General features: G+C 45.3%; 26 protein-coding genes and 1 other annotated feature. Of the genes, 19 read left to right on the forward strand and 7 right to left on the reverse strand.

The genetic code is table 11. From position 1 onward, the window contains the following. The first annotated feature begins 75 nt into the window (after positions 1–75). Both B3M90_RS11495 and B3M90_RS11500 read left to right on the forward strand, forming a co-directional pair. The gene (locus B3M90_RS11495) at positions 76–621 is read left to right on the forward strand and encodes an imm11 family protein (RefSeq protein ID WP_290758091.1); all 546 of its coding nucleotides are present in this window, start codon (positions 76–78) and stop codon (positions 619–621) included. After that, complete coding sequence (locus B3M90_RS11500) at positions 618–1,037, forward strand: hypothetical protein (RefSeq protein ID WP_023467229.1); 420 nt, start codon at positions 618–620, stop codon at positions 1,035–1,037. Before B3M90_RS11495 ends, B3M90_RS11500 begins: the two co-directional genes overlap by 4 nt. 71 nt (positions 1,038–1,108) lie before the next feature. Here the strand turns inward: B3M90_RS11500 and B3M90_RS11505 are convergent, their stop codons facing one another. Next, complete coding sequence (locus B3M90_RS11505; protein ID WP_290758088.1) at positions 1,109–2,065, reverse strand: alpha/beta fold hydrolase; 957 nt, start codon at positions 2,063–2,065, stop codon at positions 1,109–1,111. 16 nt (positions 2,066–2,081) lie between these two features. Further along, on the reverse strand, positions 2,082–3,761 hold the full coding sequence (locus B3M90_RS11510) for a formate--tetrahydrofolate ligase (protein ID WP_290784197.1): 1,680 nt from the start codon (positions 3,759–3,761) through the stop codon (positions 2,082–2,084). A 166-nt stretch (positions 3,762–3,927) separates the two neighbouring features. On the opposite strand from B3M90_RS11510, the gene B3M90_RS11515 reads away from it, so the two are divergent. The 5 genes from B3M90_RS11515 (at position 3,928) to B3M90_RS11535 (ending at position 8,184) form a co-directional block, all read left to right on the forward strand. After that, entirely contained in the window at positions 3,928–4,815 is an 888-nt protein-coding gene (locus tag B3M90_RS11515; RefSeq protein WP_052019165.1) for a carbohydrate ABC transporter permease, read from the forward strand. Next, the gene (locus B3M90_RS11520; protein WP_035412579.1) at positions 4,812–5,699 is read left to right on the forward strand and encodes a carbohydrate ABC transporter permease; all 888 of its coding nucleotides are present in this window, start codon (positions 4,812–4,814) and stop codon (positions 5,697–5,699) included. The genes B3M90_RS11515 and B3M90_RS11520 overlap by 4 nt, the downstream gene beginning before the upstream one ends. A 143-nt stretch (positions 5,700–5,842) precedes the next feature. Beyond that, positions 5,843–6,090: a binding site (T-box leader), on the forward strand. Between the two features lie 66 nt (positions 6,091–6,156). After that, positions 6,157–7,131: an aspartate--ammonia ligase gene (asnA, locus tag B3M90_RS11525; protein WP_035412582.1), complete on the forward strand. Its 975-nt coding sequence runs from the start codon at positions 6,157–6,159 to the stop codon at positions 7,129–7,131. A 179-nt stretch (positions 7,132–7,310) separates the two neighbouring features. Beyond that, complete coding sequence (locus B3M90_RS11530; RefSeq protein WP_035412585.1) at positions 7,311–7,532, forward strand: hypothetical protein; 222 nt, start codon at positions 7,311–7,313, stop codon at positions 7,530–7,532. A gap of 16 nt (positions 7,533–7,548) precedes the next feature. Beyond that, a complete protein-coding gene (locus B3M90_RS11535; RefSeq protein ID WP_056063558.1) occupies positions 7,549–8,184 on the forward strand; it encodes a DedA family protein in 636 nt (211 codons plus the stop codon). 154 nt (positions 8,185–8,338) lie between these two features. Here B3M90_RS11535 and B3M90_RS11540 read toward each other — a convergent pair whose 3' ends face one another. After that, positions 8,339–9,799 carry a potassium/proton antiporter gene (locus tag B3M90_RS11540; protein WP_035412588.1) on the reverse strand — a complete coding sequence of 487 codons (1,461 nt, stop codon included), beginning with the start codon at positions 9,797–9,799 and terminating at the stop codon, positions 8,339–8,341. A 190-nt stretch (positions 9,800–9,989) separates the two neighbouring features. Here B3M90_RS11540 and B3M90_RS11545 point away from each other — a divergent pair, with 190 nt between their 5' ends. Then, positions 9,990–11,270, forward strand: coding sequence for an ABC transporter substrate-binding protein (locus tag B3M90_RS11545; protein ID WP_056063563.1), 1,281 nt, complete (start codon positions 9,990–9,992; stop codon positions 11,268–11,270). Positions 11,271–11,329: 59 nt separating this feature from the next. On the opposite strand, the gene B3M90_RS11550 is transcribed toward B3M90_RS11545, so the two are convergent. Beyond that, complete coding sequence (locus B3M90_RS11550; RefSeq protein ID WP_290784199.1) at positions 11,330–12,619, reverse strand: NCS2 family permease; 1,290 nt, start codon at positions 12,617–12,619, stop codon at positions 11,330–11,332. A gap of 197 nt (positions 12,620–12,816) precedes the next feature. Here B3M90_RS11550 and B3M90_RS11555 point away from each other — a divergent pair, with 197 nt between their 5' ends. From B3M90_RS11555 to B3M90_RS11605, 11 genes are all read left to right on the forward strand, one after another. Beyond that, positions 12,817–14,580 (forward strand): sensor histidine kinase, encoded by a 1,764-nt coding sequence (locus tag B3M90_RS11555; RefSeq protein WP_290784201.1) that lies wholly within the window; start codon positions 12,817–12,819, stop codon positions 14,578–14,580. After that, positions 14,577–15,281, forward strand: a complete 705-nt coding sequence (locus B3M90_RS11560) for a response regulator transcription factor (protein WP_035412600.1) — start codon at positions 14,577–14,579, stop codon at positions 15,279–15,281. The genes B3M90_RS11555 and B3M90_RS11560 overlap by 4 nt, the downstream gene beginning before the upstream one ends. A 24-nt stretch (positions 15,282–15,305) precedes the next feature. Then, entirely contained in the window at positions 15,306–16,013 is a 708-nt protein-coding gene (gene deoD / locus B3M90_RS11565; RefSeq protein WP_290784203.1) for a purine-nucleoside phosphorylase, read from the forward strand. 100 nt (positions 16,014–16,113) lie between these two features. Beyond that, positions 16,114–17,496 carry an aldehyde dehydrogenase gene (locus tag B3M90_RS11570; protein WP_290784205.1) on the forward strand — a complete coding sequence of 461 codons (1,383 nt, stop codon included), beginning with the start codon at positions 16,114–16,116 and terminating at the stop codon, positions 17,494–17,496. A 62-nt stretch (positions 17,497–17,558) separates the two neighbouring features. Further along, complete coding sequence (locus B3M90_RS11575) at positions 17,559–18,728, forward strand: CDP-glycerol glycerophosphotransferase family protein (protein WP_290758222.1); 1,170 nt, start codon at positions 17,559–17,561, stop codon at positions 18,726–18,728. 16 nt (positions 18,729–18,744) lie between these two features. Next, positions 18,745–19,134, forward strand: a complete 390-nt coding sequence (gene tagD, locus B3M90_RS11580) for a glycerol-3-phosphate cytidylyltransferase (protein WP_035412608.1) — start codon at positions 18,745–18,747, stop codon at positions 19,132–19,134. Between the two features lie 52 nt (positions 19,135–19,186). Next, complete coding sequence (locus tag B3M90_RS11585) at positions 19,187–20,341, forward strand: CDP-glycerol glycerophosphotransferase family protein (RefSeq protein WP_214856466.1); 1,155 nt, start codon at positions 19,187–19,189, stop codon at positions 20,339–20,341. A 163-nt stretch (positions 20,342–20,504) separates the two neighbouring features. After that, positions 20,505–21,212 (forward strand): Crp/Fnr family transcriptional regulator, encoded by a 708-nt coding sequence (locus B3M90_RS11590; RefSeq protein ID WP_214856467.1) that lies wholly within the window; start codon positions 20,505–20,507, stop codon positions 21,210–21,212. 234 nt (positions 21,213–21,446) lie between these two features. After that, a complete protein-coding gene (locus B3M90_RS11595; RefSeq protein WP_155960209.1) occupies positions 21,447–21,560 on the forward strand; it encodes a cytochrome C oxidase subunit II in 114 nt (37 codons plus the stop codon). Between the two features lie 12 nt (positions 21,561–21,572). Next, positions 21,573–22,043 (forward strand): cytochrome c oxidase subunit II, encoded by a 471-nt coding sequence (locus B3M90_RS11600; protein ID WP_035412613.1) that lies wholly within the window; start codon positions 21,573–21,575, stop codon positions 22,041–22,043. 1 nt (position 22,044) lies between these two features. Continuing rightward, positions 22,045–23,736, forward strand: a complete 1,692-nt coding sequence (locus tag B3M90_RS11605) for a b(o/a)3-type cytochrome-c oxidase subunit 1 (RefSeq protein WP_251137987.1) — start codon at positions 22,045–22,047, stop codon at positions 23,734–23,736. A 99-nt stretch (positions 23,737–23,835) separates the two neighbouring features. On the opposite strand, the gene B3M90_RS11610 is transcribed toward B3M90_RS11605, so the two are convergent. The 3 genes from B3M90_RS11610 to liaF are packed head-to-tail and all read right to left on the reverse strand — an operon-like array spanning position 23,836 to position 26,203. Further along, positions 23,836–24,465, reverse strand: a complete 630-nt coding sequence (locus tag B3M90_RS11610) for a response regulator (protein WP_023467256.1) — start codon at positions 24,463–24,465, stop codon at positions 23,836–23,838. Then, the gene (locus tag B3M90_RS11615; RefSeq protein WP_056063588.1) at positions 24,462–25,487 is read right to left on the reverse strand and encodes a sensor histidine kinase; all 1,026 of its coding nucleotides are present in this window, start codon (positions 25,485–25,487) and stop codon (positions 24,462–24,464) included. The genes B3M90_RS11610 and B3M90_RS11615 overlap by 4 nt, the downstream gene beginning before the upstream one ends. Next, on the reverse strand, positions 25,484–26,203 hold the full coding sequence (gene liaF, locus B3M90_RS11620) for a cell wall-active antibiotics response protein LiaF (protein ID WP_214856469.1): 720 nt from the start codon (positions 26,201–26,203) through the stop codon (positions 25,484–25,486). The genes B3M90_RS11615 and liaF overlap by 4 nt, the downstream gene beginning before the upstream one ends. Between the last annotated feature and the right edge of the window lie 34 nt (positions 26,204–26,237).

The raw sequence follows: 26,237 nt of genomic DNA on the forward strand, positions 1-26,237 counted from the left end.
AATACTAGTTAATCGTTTGCACTGGTAATCTTGATTTGTAATATGGGTAAAGTTGGGTAGAGGAGAGAGTGTCTGGTGAATGAAGTAAGAGTTTGGAGCGAACAGCCGATGGGAAAAGGATGGGAAGCAATTTGTCATCACCAATTCGATCGTCATCGCTTATTGATAGGAGAGTGGTTCCATAACGTAGGTGTACTTGCTTTTTCCATCAATCAAGATGCGGATTTGTTACCGGATGTCCTTCCAAACACATTCGATCTGCCGCTCGTCTCGGAACGTGTGCAGCGAGTCATTACAGCATATGCGCCCTTTTCTGTACAATGTCTCAAGGTACATCTTGAGACGAAGGACGGAGTGGTTCCGTACTATCTTCTCAATCTCTTATCTGTCAGTCGGATCGAACATTTACATACGACGGATGTATTCCGTCCGATTCCGAGACGGCGCGTCTATTTTTTGACAGAGCGACGAATCAGCGATTCGATATGTCCGCATCATCTTATGCGAGATGAGCGAACACATCGCATGTTCGTCTCTGCTCAACTCGCTCGACAATTCGAGCGTATGGCTGTGACGGGTATTCGCTTTGAAGAGATACAAAGAATGGAGGAATTCAAATGAAACAGTACACAGTCGATCATTGGATCACGCTAGAATATCCAAAGGTATTTGAATATCAAGAAGAAGAAACATACGTCAGTTTTTATTCAACAGACGAAAATGCAATGGGCACGCTACAATTATCCATTTATGAGTCCGATTCAGAAGAACTGACACCGTATGAAGCGGCAGAACAAGAAATCAATTTGTTGGTAGAAGAGTTCGGCATCGAACTAACGGGAGCACTTGAAGTCCGCCGTAATTCAACAAAAGAAGCATTGCTAGCAGTAGACGGGAAAGAAGAAGATATCTTCTTACGCATCTATGCGTATTCAGACGGGGAACGGCTAGTCCTATTGACATACTCCGCAGAACGCGAGACGCTTGAAATCGAGGAAATCGAAGCGATGATTTCTTCACTAACTTGGATTCAATGAAGTACACAATAGATTGTTCAAAAGGCAGCAGATCCAAGGATCTGCTGCCTTTTTGTATCGATCGATATGACTTAAGAAGAACGAGAAGATGAGCGTGTAGCTGCAGGGTTGACTTGTTTATTCAACCAGCTCGCGATATCTGCGAAAACGCGGATACGTTCGAACTCATGGAAGAGCTCGTGGCGTAACCCTTTATAAATCGTCAGCTGTACGGCATCGACACGGACACGGTTATACATATCGAACAGATGATGGATACCTTTGCCGTCAAATGCGACCGGATCATCGCCACCCGCGATCAACAAGAGCGGTAAATGTCGCGGGTGCTGATAGATGGAGGCAAGTGCGTTGACGAGTTTCGTTGCGTGCAAGAGTTCATGGAAGAACCCGAGTGTGACTGTTTGACCGGATAACGGATCTTCATCATAGCGCATGACGGATTGTGGATCCGAAGAGAGCCAGGCATTTTTCGATAGTGCCGGGAAGAAACGTAGATTATAGCGTCCGAAGACCAGTTGTCCGAAACGTTCAGTAAGATGTGTAGAAGAAAGCTGATTGATTTGGCGTTCGACGAGCTTTTCGCTGATGTTACCGAGTAAACCTGTGCTCGTCGGAGGGCCGCTCGCGATGATTCCTGCTACCGTGTGACCGAGTGTTTGACCAATCCGGCGAGCGATCAACGAACCAAAACTGTGACCGAAAATGAATACTGGTAACGTCGGGTAACGTTCTTTGATGTCAGAGACGAGTTCTTCTGCGTCCTGCATCAATTGATTAAAACCTTGATTAGGTTCAAGATGACCGAGTGTCCCGCGCTGTGCAGCTTGAGTTCCGAAACAGCGCAAATCTGCGATGATCGTGTGGTAATGATGAGCATAGAGGAATTCTGCGAATTCCTCATACCGTGCGCCATGCTCCATCATCCCGTGAAAGACGATCACGACTCCTTTCGAATCATGTGCTTCGAGGCTATGCAATGTCGTAGTATAGCCGTCAGAGGCTATCCAGTGTGAATGATCAATCGTCATGTAACTCATCCTCTCATTAAGAAAGTCCGAATACCTGTCCGTCTTCCGAAACGCCCATATGGAAGGCAGCAGGAACCGCGGGTAATCCCGGCATCGTTAATACATTCCCAGTCAATGCAACGATGAATCCTGCACCAATCGATGGTCGGATTTCACGAACTGTAATCGTGAAGTCTTCGACACGACCATACCGAGCGGGGTCATCGGTTAAAGAAAATGGCGTTTTTGCCATACAAATCGGTAAATGATTCAATCCCATCTCCGTACACCGTTCGAGTTCGCGGAGGGCTTTGTCTTCAAAATGAACGTCGGCTGCGCCATAGACACGTTTTGCGATACGTTCGATCTTTTGACGAAGCGGCAACTCGTCAGGGTACAGTGGACGGAACTGGCTTGGTTCCTCAAGTGCTTGCATGACTTCCGCGACGAGTGCTTCACCGCCGGCACCGCCTTTACTGAAGACTTCGCTTTCCGCCACACGAATATTTCGTTCCTGGCACCATGTCAAAATCATGTTCCGCTCGGCTTCCGTATCGGTGAAGAAACGGTTCAAGGCAACGACGGCAGGGACACCGAACAAGTTCATCGTCTCAACGTGTTTTTCAAGTAAAGCAAGACCATCCGTTAAGGCAGCGAGGTTTTCTTCGCTGAGTTGTGTTCTGTCTACACCACCATGCATCTTCAAGGCACGAACCGTAGCGACGATGACGACGGCATCCGGATGGAGTTCGCCAATCCGAGATTTGATATTGAAGAATTTCTCAGCTCCTAAGTCAGCGCCGAATCCTGCTTCTGTGACAACGTAGTCACTTAACTTCAACGCGGTTTGTGTAGCAATCAAAGAGTTGCAGCCGTGTGCGATGTTCGCGAACGGTCCGCCATGAATCAATGCCGGTGTTCCTTCGACGGTCTGAACGAGGTTTGGGCGGAACGCATCTTTTAGAAGCAACGTTGCAGCTCCTGATGCTTGAATATCCTTGACCGTAACCGGCTGTTGATCGTACGTATACGCAACGACAATGCGGCTCAGGCGTCGTTCGAGATCCGTGATAGAGTCTGATAGACAGAGGACAGCCATGATTTCGGAAGCGACCGTGATATCGAAGCCATCTTGACGCGGAACGCCATGTGCAGGACCGCCGAGACCAATCGTAACTTGGCGCAAGGCACGGTCGTTTAAATCAAGCACACGTTTCCAGACGATACGGCGTGGATCAATGCCAAGAATGTTGCCTTGATGCAGGTGATTGTCGAGCAAGGCACTGATTGTATTATGAGCAGATGTGATCGCATGCATATCACCTGTGAAATGGAGATTGATCTCCTCCATCGGCAGGACTTGGCTATAGCCACCACCACACGCACCACCTTTTAATCCCATCGTCGGACCAAGTGAGGGTTCCCGTAAACAAATCATCGTCTTATGGTTTGCTCGGTGTAGTGCTTGTCCGAGTCCGACAGTGACGGTTGATTTCCCTTCACCGGCAGCCGTTGGATTGATAGCAGTGACAAGAATCAGTTTGCCGTCAGATTTCGTTCCCAACCGGTTCAGCAGCCCGTCTGTCAACTTCGCTTTATACTTTCCGTACGTATCAAAATCTTCTTCTTGCAAACCAATCCGATCCGCGATTTCTCGAATCGGACGTAAGACAGTTTGTTGTGCGATTTCTAAGTCAGAACGAATGGTCTTTTCCATGGTATCGACTCCCTCTTTGATAGGATCTCTCTTTTTTCTAATAGTAGCCTATCTAGTGCGAACGCGCCAAAAGAAAACGTTCAATATTTTCCACCCAATGGGTCAAATGGTGACGTGTTCAAGTGTTAGTGAAAGACGTACTGTAGAGTGGAGGAGGGATGAAACAATGACATCTGGACAAAAGAAGTGGAAACGCGGTCTTGATTTTTGGCTCTTCGTCGGACCGGTCTTTCTTGTATTCGCAGTGATCGTGCTTGTACCGTTTTTCAATGGCGTCATGTATTCGTTCACGGACTGGAATGGTGTAACAGGAGAATTAAATTGGATCGGCTTTGATAACTATGTCCGTCTCTTTACGAGTGACGAGCAGTTTCAGCAGTCATTTTGGTTGACGACGAAATATACGGTCGTCGCCGTCGTCTTAACGAATGTCGTCGGTTTCATCTTGGCGTTCTTATTGACACAAAATATTCGCACACGTAATTTCTTACGGACAATATTCTTTATGCCGAACTTGATCGGTGGATTGATTCTCGGATTCGTCTGGCAGTTCATCTATGTCAAAGGCTTTGCATCAATCGGTGAATTGACAGGGTGGAGCATATTTGAACTTCCATGGTTAGGAGATGCCCGAACAGGGTTCTGGGGTATCGTCATCGTTTCAATTTGGCAAGGTGGCGGTTACATCATGGTCATCTATATCGCGGCTCTACAAAACGTTCCTCAAGAGCTGATTGAAGCAGCAAAAATCGATGGTGCCAATCGTCTATCGACGTTACGGAACATTACGTTGCCACTGATTATGCCGTCCGTCACGATTTGTCTGTTCTTAACGATTTCGTGGTCCTTCAAGTTATTCGATACGAACTTGTCACTAACGAATGGTGGACCCTTCAAATCGACCGAAATGCTTGCTTTAAACATTTACAAGGAATCGTTTACGAATAATAATCTTGGACTCGGTTCAGCGAAAGCAATCATCTTCTTCGTTGTTGTTGCGGCGATTACAGTCACTCAAGTCTATCTGACGAAAAAACGGGAGGTGGAAGCATGAGTACGGCACAACCGTTACCTACTCCGCAAGAGGAGAAACCAAAGCGCTCTAAAAAGGCGAGAGGTCGTTATTCACTCCGTCTTGGAACAGTCGAACTAGCAGCCTTATTGATGGGGCTTCTGTATATGATTCCGTTTTATTACGTCGTCTCGAATTCATTCAAGACGCAGGGAGATATCTTTACGAACACATCGGGTCTACCAAAGGAATGGATGACTTCCAACTATTCAGAAGCATGGGAAGCCATGAACTTCGGAAAAGTCTTTTTAAACTCCGTCATCATTACAGTCGGTGCTAATGCGGTCATCATCATCTTTTGTTCGATGGCAGCCTGGAAGCTTGTCCGTACGAAAACACGTTTGTCGACGATCATCTTCTTCTTGTTCGTTGCTGCGATGATCATTCCATTCCAATCAATCATGATTCCTTTATCGAAACTGTCTGGGGATCTTGGATTACAGAATAGTTATTGGGGACTGATTTTGATGTACCTTGGTTTTGGTTCTGGACTATCGATCTTCCTGTATCATGGTTTCATGAAGTCGATTCCTGAAGAAATCGAGGAGGCAGCAATCATTGATGGTTGTTCACAATGGGGTGTGTTCTGGCGCATCGTCTTCCCATTGCTCAAGCCGATTACAGTGACGATCATCATCTTGAACACGCTGTGGATTTGGAACGATTTCTTATTACCCTCGCTCATGTTACGAGATGTCGATTTACGGACGATTCCTCTCGCGACGTTTTACTTCTTCGGACAGTATACAAAACAATGGGACTTGGCTCTTGCCGGACTCGTGCTTGGGATCATTCCGTTGTTGCTATTCTTCTTCGCCCTGCAAAAACAGATCATTCAAGGGATTACAAGTGGATCAATCAAATAATTTTTGTAAGCGCGTTCTCGATTCTAGGAGAACGCTTTTTTTATGTTTCATGCATCAGATTAATCTGATAACTTTTATTTTTTTGAAAAAAAGGCTTTTCAAATACTTGCGACCTGTTGTACGATGTTCTCAATTCAATTGTAACAACGACGTTGAAGGGAAGAGTAACACCTTGTACGACCGTATAGCGAGCTGGGGATGGTGAGAGCCCAGTCGGAAGCAAGATGCGAAGAACCTCCCGGAGTCGCTACCCGAACCCGAATGTCAGTAGGCGTAGCCGGAGTTGCCTGTCCGTTATCATATGGCCGAAGATGAAGTGATTCGTCTTTTGAGTGAGCAACATCGTTGCTAACATGGGTGGTACCGCGGAACCGAGTCTTTCGTCCCATATTCTTGGGAAAGAAGGGCTCTTTTTTATGGCTTCTTTTTCAAAACACAATTGAGGAGGAACACCACCATGACAACACTCGTATCGATGAAACACACACAGGAAGCAATCACACTCGTAAAGAAACGCTTTGAGGAACGCTTTTCGACGACACTCGGATTAACACGTGTTGAAGCACCATTGTTCGTAGAGAGCACACTCGGCGTCAACGACCATCTCAACGGCGTAGAGCGCATCATCCGCTTTGATGCACTAGATCACACGACAGATCTTGAAATCGTCCAATCCCTTGCGAAATGGAAACGTCAAGCGCTTCACACATACGGATTCGAAGCTGGAGAAGGATTATACACATTAATGCATGCGATTCGTCGTGATGAGATACTTGATGCGACACATTCCATCCACGTCGACCAGTGGGATTGGGAACGGGTCATTACGAAAGAACAACGGACGAGTGCCTATCTAAAAGAAACGGTACAAGCGATTTATGCAACGATTCGCCAAGTCGAGCAAGAAGTGGAAGCAGAGTATGGCATTTCAGCGATCTTACCGGAAACGATTCATTTCATGACAACACAAGAACTAGAGGATGCCTATCCAACGCTTTCAACAAAAGAACGTGAAACAGAGGTCACGAAGGCATACGGTGCTGTTTTCTTGATGCAGATTGGTGGCGCGCTTGCTTCGGGAGAGAAGCATGATGGTCGAGCGGCAGATTACGACGATTGGACACTCAACGGTGACATCTTAGTACATCACCCAGAAATCGGAGCATTTGAATTGTCTTCAATGGGAATTCGTGTTGACCGTGAAGCGCTATTAAAACAGACGTCCATCGCTCAAGAAGAGGATAAATTGGCTTTCCCGTTCCATCAAGGTGTGCTCGAAGAGCGTCTGCCGTTAACGATGGGTGGAGGGATTGGTCAATCACGTATGGCGATGTTCTTATTGAAGAAACGTCATATCGGCGAAGTCCAAGCTTCTGTCTGGTCGGAAGAGACGCGTAAAAGTCTTCAAGCTGAAGGTATTCACTTGCTCTAACATATATATATATATATATAGTAAGAAAGCGTCAAAGGAATGATATTTTAAGTAACGAAGAGCACACTTCCATTCGGAAGTGTGCTCTTTTTTTAAAGGTCATAAGACCTCAGGCGGAGGAAATGCGTGTCAATTCTTGATAGAATGGGGATAACAATAAATAAGAAAGAGGTGAAAGCATGTCTTCTCTATTAATCGTCGGAATACTCATCCCCATTTTGTTCATTGCGTTTCTTTGGTTCAACATTAAAGGTTTACGGACAATGTGGCGGGATTATAAACGGACAGGCTCAATCGTTGCACTCGGCTTTTTCATTGTCGGGGTCATCGGAATTTTCACAGGTGTCTGGACAACTCTAGTCGTCATCATTTATTATCTCCTCCGTCCAGCGAGAGGATGAACGGAGGGTTACTCGTATGTTGGAATGGTTATTTTCGGCCGGAGAATCCAATCTCTGGCTGTTTTTAGGAATCATGATCATTGGTCTTGGAACAGAATTGATTCCAGCAGAAGTCGGATTACCGCTACTCGGTTTATATGTATCGAACGGAACAGTCAGTTGGACAATTGCTGTTCTCGTCGGCTTTCTAGGGAGTTTGATGGGGGCGACAGTCTTTTATCTCTTAGGGCGTTACGCAGGTCGTCCAATCCTTGTACGATACGGAAAATGGTTACTGATCAAAGAAAAAGAAATTGAGCAGGGTGAGCGAATCGTCGGAAAGTATGGAACATGGTCCGCGTTATTTGGACGATTCTTCCCTGTCGTTCGTTCAGTCGTCTCGATTCCCTGTGGTCTGTTTGGTCTTTCATTCAAGCGCTATCTACTCGCTTCAAGTATTGGATTATTTCCGGTCTCTTTCTTTTACATCTGGGTCGGGGAGCGATTCGGAGTAAAGCGAGCGGAGTCAATGCTTAAAGGGCTAGAGCAGGAGTTATGGTGGATTTTAGGCGGAATCGTCGTAATCCTCGGCGGGTACATCCTGTATCGTCGCTCTAAAGCGAAACAACACGGACAGACGCAAGACGTAAAAACGAAGCAACAGAATAAATGAAGGGGTCGACAAAAAGTCAGTCTCTACAAAGATAAGGGTGGCAGAATGATGATCTGCCACCCTTATCTCATAAAAAAAGGACTCGTCACACGCGACACCTACAGGAAAGGGCGTGAAAAGACGAGTCCTTCTTTTTTTTGAGTAAGCCCGGGATTCAAGCAGGAGGAAACAAGAATCGCTTCAGCGACTTAATACGATGTTTAGGCGTCAGCAGTAACAGTTGATCATTGCCTTCAAGAGCAGTGTCGCCACGGGGAGTAATGATATGATCATCGCGAATGATGGCGGTAATCAAAAACTCTTGCGGTAGATCGATTTCTGATATCGTCGTTCCGATGAACGGATGGGACATCGGTAACGTCAATTCAATGATTTCTGCGTTCGGTTTACCGATCGACATGAACTCAATGACCGTATGGATAGCAGAAGTCTGTGTCTCGTTGAGACGTAACCGTTCGGAAAGGAATGTCAACATACTCCCTTGAATCAGTGTCGATAGTAGAACTGTAAAGAACACGATATTGAAAATCATCGATGCATTCTCGATGTCGGCAACGAGTGGGTATGTCGCAAGAATGATCGGTACCGCTCCTTTTAGACCAGCAAAAGAAATAAAGACCTTCTCTTGCCACGAATAACGAAACGGCAATAAGCTAATCCAAACGGACAGCGGTCGAGCAATGAAAATCAAAATCAACGCAAGGGCAACGGAAGACAGGATAACCCGGATATCGAGCAATTGTTTCGGGAAGACGAGCAACCCGAGAACAATGAACATTCCGATTTGAGCTAGGTGCGCCATACTCATCGTAAAGCGGACGAGCGTCTGACGGTAGACGAGTTCATGATTACTGATATAGATTGCTGTCACATAAACGGCGAGAAATCCACTAGCATGAAATGTATCAGCTAACCCGAAAGACAAGAAAGCAAACGACATGAGTAAAATCGGATAAAAGCTCGAGGAAGATAAGTCAATCCGATTGATCAAGGTTGAAGCTGTCCATCCAATGAATAGACCGATTAAAAGCCCCATCGACATTTCCCAAACGAGTGAACCGAGTCCCATCAAGAGTGATGCTTCTTCAGGATTCGTCACGAATTCAAGGAATAAGACGGTCAAAAAGACAGCCATGGGGTCATTCGTTCCAGATTCAACTTCGAGTGTTGACCCTACCTTACGTCGGATCGGTTGTCCACTTAAGACAGAAAAGATGGCAGCAGCATCCGTCGATCCTACGATTGCGCCAAGTAAAAAGGCATTCGCCCAACTGAAGCCAAGAATGTAATGGGAGGCAACTGCAACGATGGAAGTAGCAATGAAGACTCCGAACGTTGCAAGAGAAAGCGAAGGTGCGAGCTCGTGTCGCACTTCTTTCCACGCTGTTTGCAGACCACCTTCAAACAGAATGATGATCAGAGCGACAGTTCCAAGAAGCTGGGCAAGTTCCGCATCGTCAAAACGAATGAAACCCGTAATATCACTTCCGGCAATCATACCAAGAGCGATAAAAATCAATAGAGCAGGAATATTCAGACGACTTGATAACTTCGTCGTCCACACAGCGGCGAACAATAGTATACCAATCAATAAAATCGTGAATTGTAAGGACATGGCATCAAGCTCCTATTCAATAAAGAATCTTCTAGTTTCATGATACAACAATCCCGATGAAAAGACTCGGATAACGATTGTTCAATATTTTCCACCACACCGGACAACTTTCTCTCTCTTCATTGCAAGCGTTTTCATTTATTGTGAAGGTGTAGCACGTAAATGAAACGAAATCAGGGAGGGAATCCGAATGCGTAAAAGAAGATGGGCAGCATTACCCGTCGTCACAACGGCGATGGTCGTCGCTTTGGCAGCATGTGGTGGCGGTACATTGAATAGCGATGACTCGAAAGATAGTGGTTCAAAAGATGGTAAGACGCTCAACGTATTCCAATTCAAGGCTGAAATCGCAAAAGACATGGAAAAAATGGCAAAAGCGTATGAGAAGGAGACGGGGACGAAAGTCGTCGTACAAACAGTTGGTGGTGGATCGGATTATGGTGCTGCCTTGAAGTCGCAGTTTGCCTCTGGGAATGAACCGGATGTCTTTAACAACGGTGGCTTTACGGAAGCAAAAACATGGCAGGATAAATTAGAAGATTTGTCAGACGAAAAATGGGTCGGTGATCTAACGGACCTATCAAAAGAGCCGATGACGATTGATGGAAAGTTATACGGCATGCCGATGAACCTTGAAGGATACGGCTTCATCTACAACAAAGATATCTTCAAAAAAGCAGGCATCACAGAGCTTCCAAAAACATTAACGGAATTAACGGATGCATCTAAAAAGTTGAAAGCAGATGGTGTGACGCCGTTTTCGATCGGATATGGAGAGTGGTGGATTCTTGGAAACCACCTAATGAACATTCCGGTCGCACAGCAGGATGATCCAGATCAGTTCATCGCGGACTTGAATGCTGGAAAAGCTAAATTCGAAGATAACAAACAGTTCAAGGAATTCATGAATCTGTTTGATTTGACGATTAAGTACGGGAATAAAAATCCGTTAACGACGGATTACAACACACAAGTTTCTCAGTTCGCTGAAGGTAAGACAGCGATGATTCAACAAGGGAACTGGGCACAGCAATTGATCACAGATGTGAATCCGGATATCAATATGGGCTTCATCCCGATGCCAATCAATGACGATAAAGAAAAAATGGATCGTCTCCCTGTTGGCGTACCAAATAACTGGGTCGTCAATAAAAACTCGAAGAATAAAGCAGAAGCGAAAAAATTCCTCGAGTGGATGGCGACATCTGATACAGGAAAAGACTACATGGTCAACAAATTCAAGTTTATTCCGGCCTTCAAATCAATCGAAGCAAAAGATTTAGGACCGCTTGCGGATGATATCCAAGCGTACTCGAAAGCTGATAAAACGATCTCATGGAACTGGTTCAAGTATCCGGATGGTGCAGTAAACGAGTTTGGTGCGATCATGCAGGCATACGTCGGTAAGCAAAAAACAGCTGACGAGATGCTACAAGATTTCACGAAAACATGGGACAAAATGAAGAAATAAGAAGTGATTCAAAAAAACATGCTTGTTCCGATCAACTGACGGAACAGGCATGTTTTTTATTATAGGAAAAATAATTGGATGAAGAAGAGAAGCGCAAATACATAGATGAGTGGATGGACGCGCTCTTTTTGGATGGCTTTCATGATCGGATAAACGATGAAGCCGAATGCGATACCGGTTGCGATGCTACCGGATAACGGCATGATCAAGATGACAAGGAAAGCTGTGAAAGCTTCACTGAAATCATTCCATGGAATCTGTTTGATGTTTTGAATCATAAAGGCACCGACTAGAATCAACGCGGGTGCGGTAATCGCGGGAACACTTGAAATCGATTGAACGAACGGTCCAAAGATGGCAGATAATGCGAAGAGTATCCCGACCGTCACGGACGTAAGTCCAGTCCGACCACCCGCAGCAACACCTGCTGCAGATTCTACATAAGCAGTTGTTGGACTTGTTCCGAACAAGGAACCGGCAACCATCGCAGTCGAATCAGATAATAGTGCGCGTTCACTATTTTTCAATGATCCATCTTCTTCAATCAATCCAGCTTGTTCACCGACAGCGACCATCGTACCTGTCGTGTCAAACATCGTTACGAGCACGAAGGAGAGGACGCCGCTGAATAGCCCGTACTGAAATACGTCCTGAATGGCGTTGAACGGATTAGTGATGATCAATCCTTCCGGTAACGTTGGTAACGCGACGAAGGAATCTGAGAACTTTAATTCACCTGTCAAAAATGCGATCACACCAGAAAGGATCATGGCGTAAAGGATAGCTCCTGGTACCCGTTTGATCGTCAAGATCGCAGCAACTAATAACCCGATGAGTGTGATCAGCGCTTCTGGTGACGTCAAGGCACCAATCGTGACCAGTGTATCTTCACTACCAATGAGAATTCCTGACATCTTGAGACCAAGTGAAGCGATGAAGAGACCGATTCCACCCGTGATGGCAAGCTTTAAGGTCATCGGAATGATTTCGATCAGTTTCGTACGGATCGGCGAAAGTGACAACAATAAGAAGATGACACCAGCGACGAACACGACTGAAAGTGCTGTTTGATATGGAATTTTTTCACCGACGACAAGTGTATATGTGAAGTACGCGTTGAGTCCCATTCCGGGTGCGACTGCGATCGGTAGATTCGCATAGAACCCCATTAAAAGTGTACCGATCAATGTAGCGATGATCGTCGCAGAAAAAGCTTGGGCTTGAGGGATACCGGCATCTGCTAAAATCGTCGGATTGACGAGCAAAATGTATGCCATCGTAATAAACGTTACAAATCCGGCTTGGATTTCACGTTTTACGGTTGTTTGGTGTGCGGCAAGTTTAAACATGGATAAAAGAACCACCTTCATAACAAATTGATTAAAAGACGAACATTGATGATATTATAGTAAAATTCATTCGGAATCAAGTCGAAAGAAAAAATAATTTATTATTGCAATCCTGAAAGAGAATATCAGGAAATGATGTAAGCGAATTCAAGGTTATGATACGATTGATTACAAGAAAAAGGATGGGGGCGCCTTTTATGAAAAGTATCCGGACACGTTTGATTCGTCTCGTTGTCTTAGCGATCTTAATTCCGACAGCCCTCGCGACTTCGATTTCCTATCTTTATGTACGACACCAGAACATCGAACAGGCAGAACATTCTAGCCTGAACGTGTTGACTCGGGGAAATACACAGGTGACTCATTATATAGAGGATATTCGACGTCTATCAACGAGTTTATATGCGAATCGCTCGTTGATGAACATCATGCGTGTCGGAGCGGATCAGGAACTAGACGAATCCGATGGAGTCGTCTCGCGGGCGATGTTAGGTCTATTTTTATCCCGACAGGATATTGAGCAGTTACATTTCGTCATCTTGAATGGCTATTCGGAGTATTCGGTTTACAATATGAAAACGACGAGTCGGGGAACATTTGATTGGATGCAAGAAACGGATTATTTTCGATTAATGAAACAAAAAAACAATTGGTTGATTGACGGAGCTCACCCGATCGAACCGTACAATGTGCATACGATGATTCTCGATGAGAAACAAGTCGTCAGTTTTCGTTATCGGATTGATCGTGTCGAGACGGATGAGCCGCTTGGGTTCCTCTCAGTCGATATTCCGGTTCGGGTATTTGAACAGCAATTAAAATTGTTCGAGAATGATCCGGATGAGTCGCTGTGGCTGATGACCGATCAACGTGTTCTGGCACAGACTGGAGCAAAGATGGACCTACCTACCGACCAATTCACTGGACAGAGTGGAAGTCTACGTGTCGGAAAATCGTTCATCGTCTACTCGAAAACGATGACGAACGGAATCCCGTTGACACTGATCAAACGGATTCCTTATGCATCCGTCATCCAAGGGGCAAACGAGACGGCATTGATTCTCGTACTGATTGGTCTCGCTTCTCTTATCGTCATGATTATTGCCGCGAGTCTGGTTGCCATGCAAATCACGAAACCGATTAAACAGTTGACGGCAAACGTCTGGCGAGTCGAACAGGGTGATTTATCGGCACCGTTCGTTGCCACGACGAATGACGAGATTGGATTACTCAATCGTCAGTTCCAACGCATGATTCAACGGATCGATCGTTTGATTAAACGGGAATATCGATTGGCGCTCGAAAATCGGACGAATGAGCTTCGAGCCTTACAATCTCAACTCAATCCTCACTTTTTATTCAACGCCTTGCAATCGATCGGAACGACGACGTTACAAGGGGACCGGAAGATCGCGTACCGCTCCATCACCGGATTATCGCAAATGATGCGTTACTCGATGAACAATGAACAAACGATCGTAACGTTAAAACAAGAAGTCGATCATCTTCAAGCATACATCCGTCTGCAACAGCAACGTTTTCCTGAGCGATTCCGTTATATCGTCGACGTCCCTTGGCACCTCAATGACATTGAAGTACCAAAGATGATCTTACAACCGTTTGCTGAAAACTATTTCAAACACGGCTTCCGTCAACAATTAGCGGCGACAGAAAACTATCTTGCCTACAAAGTACGGACGGATGGTGGACGTCTCATCATTCAAATCGAGAATAGCGGTGCCGTCCTTGAAACAGGACGACTTGAAGAAATTGATCGAAAAATGCGTATGCATCGTAGTCCAGAGGATCTCGAGACGAGCGGGATCGGTCTCCACAATATCTACGAACGTCTCTTGATATTTTACGGGGGGGAAGCAAGTATGACCCTCTCTTCTCCAGTGACGGAGGGAGGATTTAAAATCGTGATTCGGATTCCATATGAAAAGGGGGATTTGGCATGAACGTATTGATCGTAGATGATGAACGACATGTACGAGAAGCGGTCAAACTGCTCGGAGAATGGGACAGATGGCGTGTTTCAAACCTATACGAGGCGGAACATGGGGAAGAGGCAAAACGTTTACTGGATACCGGAACGATCGATTTAATGCTGACCGACGTCGAAATGCCTGGACTGGACGGATTAACGTTACTGGAATGGACAAAAAATCATCATCCAAAGGTCGTCACGATCGTGCTGACAGGGTATGATGATTATACGTATATGCGGCGTGCCATTTTGCATCAATCCTTTGATTATTTATTGAAGCCAGTTGATCCAGATGTACTCAATGATGCCTTGTCCCGCGCGATGGAATGTATCCATCCGGTAGTGGAATCAGGGGAAGCGATTGATCAAATCGCAAAATACATCGAAACGCATTATGCGGAAGAATTGACACTACAATTCATGAGCGAACGGTTTTACTTGAGCCGAGAGTATATATCACGGCGCTTCAAACAGCGTTTTTCTGTTAACTTATCTGATTACATTCAAACAATTCGTTTGAATCGGGCGAAGGAATTGTTGAGCGAGACGGAAGCGCGTATTTATGAAATTGCGCTTGAAGTCGGATATCAGGACGATAAGTATTTTCGGAAAGTGTTCAAAAAACAATTCGGTGTCACACCGAACGAGTTTCGTGAATTGTTGTCGATTTAAACGACTATCGAGGAGGAATCGTACATGAGTGTACACATTAACGCAGCTGAAGGACAAATCGCCGAAACGGTCTTACTTCCAGGAGATCCGTTACGGGCTAAATACATCGCCGAAACGTTTTTAGAGGATGTTGTTCTCTACAATGAAGTTCGAGGAATGTATGGTTTTACAGGTACTTATAAGGGTAAAAAAGTTTCTGTTCAAGGAACAGGTATGGGTGTACCATCGATGTCAATCTATGCGAACGAACTCGTTCAGTCGTATAGTGCGAAAAACTTGATTCGTGTCGGTACTGCTGGTGGCATTACTCCAGACGTTAAAGTCCGCGATGTCGTTATCGCAATGAGTGCTTCACATGACATGGCACAAAACCGCGCTCGTTTTAACGGATTAGACTACGCACCGACAGCGTCTTTTGATCTATTGCATAAAGCCTATACAGCCGCAAAAGAACAAGGCATCGATGCAAAAGTCGGTCAAATCTTCACGACGGATCAGTTCTATCAAGATGATTTTCATCATTTCAAAAAATGGGCAGATTTCGGATGCCTCGCAATCGAGATGGAAGCAGCAGGACTGTATACGCTCGCTGCGAAACATAAGGTAAATGCATTGACGATTTTGACGATTTCGGATCATCTGTTGACAGGTGAAGAAACGACATCGGAAGAGCGTCAAACGACATTCAACGACATGATGAAAGTCGCGCTCGAGACAGCGATTCAATTATAGAGAGCAAGACGGAGAATCCTCTCCGTCTTTTTTCATATCGAAAAAGAGATATGGTAAGATGAAGGCAGTGTTATAGACCAGTCAAAGGAGAGATTCTCGGATGGAAACAACGATGACAGAGACAGTTCTTTCAGAACGCTTGCAAATACAACGGCACTTTTTCCGGACAGGGGCAACACGCAGTCTAGCCTTCCGCTTAAGTATGTTAACGTTCTTACGCCAAGCAATCGAAACACATGAAGCGGCGATTTATGAGGCATTAAAACAAGATCTCAATAAAGGACAGCATGATGCGTTCACGACGGAAATCGGATTCGTTTACGGAGAGATTCAACGGATGGAGAGACAACTCCGTCGACTGGCAAGACCAAAACGTGTCGCAACACCGCTTCTGCATATCGGGTCGAAAAGTGAAATCCAATACGAACCTTATGGTAATGTGCTTGTGATTGCACCATGGAACTATCCCTTCCAGCTCGCACTTGCTCCTGTCATTGGTGCGATTGCAGCCGGGAATACGGTCGTCCTTAAACCATCCGAGTTGACACCGAATGTCTCTCGCGTATTACGAGAAGTCTTTGAAACGGCGTTCCATGAACGATTCGGAATCGTCATAGAAGGGGATGCTGAAGTCAGCAGTGCCTTATTAAACGAGCGTTTTGACTATATCTTCTTTACGGGTTCCACACGCGTCGGAAAAATCGTACATCAGGCTGCGGCGAAGCACCTGACGCCTGTCACGCTTGAACTAGGTGGAAAATCTCCGACGATCGTGCACAAGGATGCAGACCTTCGTCTAGCAGCGAAGCGGATCGCATGGGGAAAATGGTTGAATGCGGGACAGACATGTATCGCTCCGGATTATGTATTGATTCATGAAGACGTCAAAGAACGCTTCTTACAACTGATAGAAGAAGAAGCCTTCAAACAGTACGGAAACGGCGTAGGCGTCTCTTCATACGTTAAAATCGTATCGGACGATCATTTGAATCGTTTAAGCAATTATTTAACGCAAGGAACGATCGAATTCGGTGGACAAGTGGATCCGGAAACACGCAAGATGGCGCCGACCGTCATGACTGGTGTAGTAACGGATGCTCCATTGATGCAAGACGAAATCTTCGGACCGATCCTACCGGTGTTAACATACCGTGAAATCGAAGAAGTTATTACATTCGTCAATGATCGTGATAAGCCGCTTGCGCTTTATCTATTCACAGAGAATAAAGCCATCGAGCATCGCGTCCTTGAGCGAATTTCGTTTGGTGGTGGATGCGTCAATGACACATTGATGCATGTCGCACAGCACCACTTACCATTTGGTGGAGTCGGAGCGAGTGGAATGGGTGGATATCATGGCAAATATAGTTTCGAGACGTTCAGTCATCGGAAAGGAATCGTCAAAAATACGACGGCATTTGATTTACCGTTCCGCTACATGCGAACAAATAGCAATTCCAAATGGATGCGCTTTTTGTTATGATGAGCTGTGATTAATTGACTTAAGAAGGAGCTCTTCACTTGAAAGATCAAGTAAAACAGTGGATGAAACGAACAGGCTTGATTGAACGCGGTCTTCGTACCGTCATGAGAGTCTTTACATGGTTGCCACAAAAACGTAAGCGAATTCTTTTCGAGAGTTTTCTCGGAAAACAATATAGTGACAGTCCGCGTGCCATTTACGAATTGATGCGCGCGATGCATCCGGAGTGTGAGTTGATTTTCAGCAAGCAACGAGGTGTTGCATTTCCACCAAATGTCAAGACAGTAGATCGGTTGACGTTCCGCTGGATTTATTTACTTGCGACGTCACGGGTCTGGGTATCAAACAGTCGGTTACCGAGTTGGTTGATCAAACCGGAAAAAACGTTTTATCTCCAAACTTGGCACGGCACACCGCTCAAGAAACTAGCGCTTGATATGGATGATGTCCAAATGGCGAATACGACAACCGAACGATATAAACAAGGATTTAAGCAGGAAGCAGCAAAATGGTCTAGCTTAGTTTCACCCAATGCCTATTCCAGTTCAATATTTAGAAGGGCATTTGCATTTGAAGGTGAGATGCTAGAAATTGGGTATCCTCGAAATGATATATTTTATCAAGAGGCGCGACATGCTAAAATCAAAGAAGCAGTATATCGCCACTATGATATTGATCATTCAAAAAAAGTCTTGTTGTATGCACCGACTTGGCGAGATAATGCATTCGAAGGTCAAGGGAAATATTCATTTGAGCTACCTTTTTCGCTAAATGAATTTGAAAAGCGATTTGGGGATGAATACGTTCTGCTTGTCCGAATGCACTATTTAGTCGGAAGTCGTCTCGACGTCACTGCTTATCCATCCGTCCGAAATACATCGGACTACCCGGATATCGCGGAGCTCTATCTGGCGTCGGACGCCTTGATCACGGATTATTCTTCTGTCATGTTTGATTTTGCGCACTTATCTCGTCCGATTTTATTCTATACGTATGATTTAGAACATTATCGAGATCAATTGCGTGGGTTTTACTTCGATTTTGAGCAGGAGGCACCGGGACCATTGTTGTCGACTGAAACAGCACTGTTTGAAGAGCTGGACCAGTTAGATAATTGGCATACACGGTATGCGTCAGCATTTCGAGCGTTCCAAGAGACGTATTGTCAATGGGATGATGGACAGGCTTCAGAACGGGCGATGAAGACGATCATAAAGAGAATTCACGGATAAAAGGGAGAGCAGAATCATGAAGAAGGTTATTACGTACGGAACATTTGATTTATTACACTGGGGTCATATCAACATCTTAAAACGCGCAAAAGCAATGGGAGATTATCTTATCGTTGCGATTTCAACGGACGAATTCAATCGTTTGAAACATAAGCAGTCCTACCATAATTTCGAGAATCGGAAGATGATTCTTGAAGCTATCCGTTATGTGGATGAAGTCATTCCGGAAAACAGCTGGGATCAAAAAGTAGAAGATGTGAAGAAGCATAACGTCGACCTCTTCGTCATGGGTGATGATTGGAAAGGCGAGTTTGATTTCTTAAAAGAGCATTGTGAGGTCGTTTACCTTAGCCGAACTGAGGGTATTTCTACGAGTCAGATTAAAACGGAATTAGCTTCGAAGTGATTGAAGAGGAGACCACACGACGACGTGCGGTCTTTCTTCGTAGAAGGGCAGGATGAAAGTGGTTAGAGAAGGAATCGTATGGGTCTATTTATTGTTGTTTCGTATTTGTTATGGTGTCTTTCGGTGGTTACCGCTTCGACCCGTCACTTTATTTTGGATGACATATGGGGATAACGCAAAACCTGTTAATGATCGCTTGGCGCAGGAATTGCCAAATGAGAAACGGTATCTGGTATACGATCATCATTTCATGAAGCAGCCGGATCTGTGGAAGTCAGATCGGACTCTTCGCTTTCGTCGTTTACGATTCGTTCGGTTGGCATATTTGCTTGCGACCTCCCGGACGGTCTTCGTCGATAATTATGTCGCAGAATTTAGTGTCGCAACAACGCGACGAGGAACACGACGTATCCAGCTATGGCATGCGGCAGGAACATTAAAGCAGTTTGGACTGACCTCCTCCAAAAGTCTGTTCGTATCAGAACGGGTACGAAATCGTTTTCGACGTGTCTATCAGGAATATGGTGATTTCATCGTGCCGGGGATGCGTTGTGCGACACAATTCATGGCACCGCATGATTTAAAACGATCTCATTTTAAACCGTTCGGCATGCCGCGGACGGATTATTGGTATGATGAGGTTCAGCGGGAACATCGGGCACTTGATTTAAAAGAACGTTATGTAAAACCCGACCGCCGGATTCTATTGTATGCCCCGACTTACCGCGAATATAAAGGAACGGAAGATCACACGATTCAACAGTTCGAACGACTTGCTCAAGCGGGATGGACGATTCTTGTTAAGTTACATCCGACGATCCGAGCGCTTTCGACCTATCGTTCCGCCCATATACATCTTGTGGATGACACGTATCAGATTAATGATTATTTGCTCATCACGGATGTTCTGGTGACCGACTATTCGTCGATTCCATTTGAAAGCTGTCTTCTTGAGATCCCAACGTTCTTATACACACCGGACATCGACACATATCGACAACTACCAGGACTTGTCGATCAGTATCCGAAACCATTACCGGTGCGACAGACGGAGCAGATGGCGCAATTGATGGAGTGGATCGTGTCTGACGCGATACTTGAAGAGTGCCGTCAGCACATGCAGGAATTCCAAACAAGTTGGTATGATCACCCACCAGGTCAAGCAGTTGAACGAATCGTTCATCATTATTACGGAACAGGTATGTGATACTATATCTGACGATTGCTTTAGTTTTAGAAAGCAGTCGTCAGATACTTTTTTAAAATTAATGTGAAACATTGAACAAAGTTTGACAATCTTTTGAAAATCCATTCTTTTGAACTGTGATGTTCTATACTAAAAGCAGAAGAAAAGGAGAGGAGAAATGGATATGCTGACTTGTGGAACGACTGAAGCGAATACGTTCATCTTATCACCTGAGACAAGAACGTTACTAGAAAGCTTCATGACGGAAACGACGTTCAAAAAGGATTCCATCGTCTGTTGGGAAGGGGAAATGAACGACAAGTTGTTTTATGTGAAACAAGGAGGCGTCAAACTATCGAAGTTGACGAAAAAAGGCAGTCCATTACTCATGTTCTTATATTTCAAAGGGGATCTATTTGGTGAATTTGATGTAGGAGAAGCTTTTCCGAGTTCATACAGTATCGAGACGATGGAGGATAGTATCATCGGTTTCCTCACAAAAGAAAAATTAGAGGAACTCATGAGAAAGGATGGTACTTTTGCGCTTGAGATCATGCGGTGGCAAGCATTGATGCGGAAACAGACGGAGACTAAATTGCGCGACTTGCTATTGTTCGGAAAACCGGGCGCGTTAGCTTCGACGTTACTTCGTCTCATCGCGATGGAAGGGGAACAAGTAGGAGAAACCTACCGTCTTGCAAAACGTCCATCCGATGGGGAGTTTGGTCAATTGATTGGCGCACCGCGTGAAACGGTCAACCGGATGTTCTCCCAGTGGAAAAAAGAAGGTGTCATTTCGATGACGCCAAAAGAAATCATCATTCATGATGCACAATATCTGCGTGATCTGTGTCATTGTGAAGGATGCCCAGCAGGTGTTTGTCGAATTTAATAGATAGTGTACAAACAATTCAAACGTGAAGCAGAATTTTCTGTCTCGTGTATGGATTGTTTTTTTTTTGTAGATGAGTCGTGCCTCCTTCTCTTGTTCAGATGTGAACTTTCTGTGTGTTTTTAGAAAGAAAAGTGCGGATTCTTCACATTTGAAGTGATATATATCACAGTTTTCAAACTTGCTGAATTCTTACAATAAAGACAAGTTCAAAGCAGGAGAGGAGTAATCACCATGGACCAAAAATCAGAATCAAACCTTAAAGGAACATTTATCGCCGTCCTGATCGTAGCAGGTATCATCATTGGGATGTGGAGCTCAATCTTTCTATTATTCTTATCACGGTAAGGGGGAGTCACAATGCATATTCATCGTCTAGAAAAAATCTGGCTGATTTTTGGAGCAGTGATGCTTGGCGTCTTTTTAACCATCATCGGCGTATCCGCTTTTGCATCCGGAAATCAACCGCCATCCGATGCAACATTGATTGATCCGACGAAAGTTGATCAAACGAAACCATTCGACAAGCCAGGACTAAAAAAAATCGATGACGACCGATACGAAGCGATCATCGTCGCACAAGCGTTCCAATTCACACCAAAAGATATGGTCATTCCCAAAGGGGCAACGGTTGATTTTTTGGTGACATCAAAAGATGTCGTCCATGGCTTTGAAATTGTCAAGACGAATGTCAATATGATGGTCGTTCCTGGTCATATCAATTCCATTGAATATACATTCAAGGAAGCTGGCGAGTATTTGGTCGTCTGTAATGAATACTGTGGATCGGGTCATCATATGATGGCAACCAAAATCAAGGTGGTGGAATAAGATGAATGCCATTTCAAAAAAATTAAGACAGTTCGAGATGGAGCGTGGTCTGCCTGCTACCGTCATCGGAATTAAGGAAGCGAAGCTCGCTTTCGCACATGTTAGTTTTTCACTCGTTGCCTTATTGATTGGTGGTTTATGTGGATTGTTGCAAACGATGGTGCGGACAGGTGTCATTCCAGAAATTGCTGGAGTCGGCTACTATGAGCTTCTCACTGCCCACGGGTTAATGCTTGCGATCGTCTTTACGACATTATTCATATTTGGATTACTGTTTTCATTTTTAGGTCAATCCTTTGGACGGTTCGAAGACTTTCCTCGACGTCTCGGGTGGGTTGGATTCTGGTTCATGATCCTTGGTGTCATCCTCGTCACATGGATGGTACTTGCAGGAGAAGCTTCCGTCCTCTATACATTCTATGCACCACTCAAGGCACATCCAGTATTTTATATTGGACTCGTCATCTTCGTCGTCGGAACGTGGATTGCTTCTGGTGCCATGTTCCGTATGTATGCTGATTATAAACGGGAACACCCTGGCGTTCATCCACCACTTCAAGCATACATGAGTATTATGACTGCCTTATTATGGGTGGTTGCGACACTCGGAGTAGCAGCGACGATTCTCTTTCAGCTCCTTCCCTTATCCCTTGGTTGGACGGATAAGGTCGGAATCGAGCTATCCCGGACGCTATTTTGGTACTTTGGTCATCCACTCGTCTATTTCTGGTTGTTACCTGCCTACATCGTCTGGTATACAGTCATCCCGAAAATCGTTGGTGGAAAGGTTTTTTCTGACGCATTAGCACGTATGTCATTTTTATTGTTCCTCCTCTTTTCGTTCCCGGTTGGTTTTCACCATCAATTGTTAGAGCCGGGGATTTCTGCTTTTTGGAAGTATGTCCAAGTCGTTTTGACGTTCCTCGTCATCATTCCATCATTGATGACAGCCTTCTCGATGTTTGCGACTTTTGAGTTGGCGGGTCGTCGGAAAGGGGCGACCGGGGTATTTGGTTGGGTGAAAAAAATGCCGTATCGCGATGTCCGGTTCCTTGCACCGTTCATCGGGATGTTGTTCTTCATTCCTGCAGGTGCAGGTGGTGTCATCAACGCATCCCATCAACTAAACATCATCGTTCACAACACATTGTGGGTTACGGGACACTTTCATATCACGGTCGGTGCCGCTGTGGCACTGACGTTCTTCGGAACAGCCTATTGGCTTGTCCCGCTCTTACGTGGTCGAACGTTAACAGCGGCAATGAATCGTCTTGGGCTTATTCAAACGGCTGCCTGGACGATCGGAATGCTCTTCATGTCGACAGCAATGCATATCTCAGGTCTACTCGGTAATCCACGACGGACGGGTCCTGCCGCCTACTTCAAAGATTCGATCGTCGCTGACTGGATTCCATATCATGTCGCCATGGCAATTGGTGGGACGATTTTATTCATCTCGATTCTATTGTTCTTGTATGCGATGTTCCAACTTGCATTTCGTACACCAAAAGGAACGGAAGAATTTCCGATTGCTGAAACGGAAGAAGAGGCGATGGCAACGCCACTCTTCTTTGAAAATTGGAAGCTATGGATTTTTGTAACGTTCGCTTTGATTGCGTTTGCGTACACAGTACCGATTTGGCATATGATTGAAAACGCCCCTCCAGGCGCTCCGGGATGGAAGCTTTGGTAATCGTTTCGTACAACATCAAAACCCCGAACGGTCTCTGACTAAGAGACGATTCGGGGTTTTTGGCATGCGCTTAAAGAATAAGTAATGAAGGGCTAAATCTTATTTGACGAGATTATGCTTGAAGGCATAGACGACAGCTTGTGTACGGTCTACGACATCTAGTTTTGATAAGATGTTCGAGACATGTGTTTTGACGGTTTTTAAGGAAATGAATAATTCGTCCGCAATCTCTTGGTTCGCCATACCACGAGCCATCAATTGAAGAACTTCCTGCTCACGTTCCGTTAAATCATCATGTAAGTGTGTCGTAGGACGACGAAGACGTTCCATCATTTTACCGGTCACTTGTGCTGCCATGACAGATTGACCGTTTGCTGTCTTGCGAATCGCTTCTGCGATGTCAAAGGCGCTAGCTGTCTTTAAAACGTAACTCATCGCACCCGCTTCAATGACAGGATAGACTTTCTCGTCATCAAGAAAACTCGTCACGACGAGAATTTTTGCTTCCGGCCAGTCTTTGCGGATCAACCGGGTTCCTTCGACGCCATCAACTGGCTCCATCACTAAATCCATCAAGATGACATCCGGTCGGTGTTCGAGCGCCAGCAAGGCTCCCGCTTGACCATCCGAAGCTTCAGCGACGACCTCGATGTCTGGTTGTGTGGAAAGGAAAGCAGACACACCGGCCCGGACCATCTCGTGGTCATCTACTAATAATACGCGTATCATACTTGCACCATCCGATCTTTTCTAAGTTTTACTTCGATTTGGGTTCCTTGTCCAGGAACACTGACGAGACGAATCGTTCCACCCATCTCAGCCGTTCGTTCTCGCATCGAATTGATGCCATAAGAGGCAAGTTTTTTTTCATCCACAACAAATCCAACACCATCATCATTCATGCTCAGGATAATTGTTTCGTTGAATTCTCGGAGCTCGATATCCATATGGGACGCTTTCGCGTGACGTAAGGCATTCGTTAATCCTTCTTGAACAATCCGGAACAACTCGTTTTCGATTTGTCGTGGGAGTGACATCTCTTCTAACTTCCAACTCAATTGTGTGGACTGCTTTCTAGATAATTCTTCGAGCAGTTGAGAAAGTCCTTGTTGTAACGTCATCCCTTCGAGTTCGACGGGGCGAAGTTGAAGTAAGAGCGAACGCATTTCAGACTGTGCCGTTTGTGCCATCGTCTCGACCATTTCGATTTGTTTGGCAGCAGCTTCAGGTTGAGACAAAATCGTCTGTTTGGCTGCTGTCGTCATCATCGAGATGGCATAAAGTTGTTGTGAAACGGAGTCGTGTAAATCACGTGCGAGTCGCTTGCGTTCTTCGGTGACAGCTTGAATCCGTACCTGTTCGACGTGCTGCGGACGCGTGCTGATCTTTTGAACGGTCTCGACTTGCTCGTCAATACGTTTTCCAATTCGTGACAGGCGTGTCAACGTATGAAAATAGGGACCGGGAACAATTGTGACATCTTTTCCTTGCTCCAGTTCGATGATGGCAGTCGTGACACGCTTGAAGTCACGACGCAAGAAAAAATAATGCATGCTACCGATAGCAAGCGGCAGTAGTAATGAGAGTCCGATGACGAGTAAAAGGACAGGAAAGTCTTGCTGACGGACGAAGAGAACATGCCAATCGACTTGGCGTGTACTTAAGAATAACAACGTCGTCATGACGGCTGTCAAAAAGCCCGTCATGACTTGCAGAGCGATGACACCAAGCGGAAATTGATCACGCTTCATATCGAAGACACCTCCACGTTGCCAATACCGAGCATGACATGAATACGAACCTTCCGCGTCGCGTCACCATATTCTGGTGCTCGGAATTGAATGCGTCGATTGAAGAAGGTCGGAATACGGCGGATGTCCGTCTTGACGCTTCCGAAGCCGATCGACGTGTCGAGCGTATAATCATAACCGGACGGTAAAAGAATCCGGACGTCCCCGACGACGCCACTGACGACGATCAATGTTTCACCTTCCGGGACATAGGCATGCGTCAAATCGATTTCTAAATCCTTGACGATGAACTGTTCACTTAAGTCCTGTAAGACATACGGTGCATCGGCCTGGGTTGAGAAGGAGTAAGCTGGTTGAATCTTGATGCCTTCCTCTTCATATTGATGGGGGGCAATCCGTGAAAACAAAAATTCACGGACAGAATGCCGTGTCACAAGAATGATCCCAAGATAGAGCAAAATTCCGGCAATGACAAAACCGATGGCAGCCGAACTGAGGACGACGCCAGCAAGAATGATCGTACCGACGATATAAAAGAGGATCGCTAGTTTTTCATGATTGCGCCGCCGGAAATGAATCCCGACGTAATACAGCAGGAAAGGGAATAAGACACCGAACAATACATTTCCTGCACCGGATAATAGGTCATAGAATAGACCAAGGGCGAACAGGATCGATACGTAACCGACCAGTTGTTTCGTACTTAATCGTCGCACGATCAATCTCCTTTCTAACATGACAAAGGGAGGC

The sequence above is a fragment of the Exiguobacterium sp. UBA6309 genome (assembly GCF_002439205.1).
Taxonomy (GTDB): domain Bacteria; phylum Bacillota; class Bacilli; order Exiguobacteriales; family Exiguobacteriaceae; genus Exiguobacterium_A.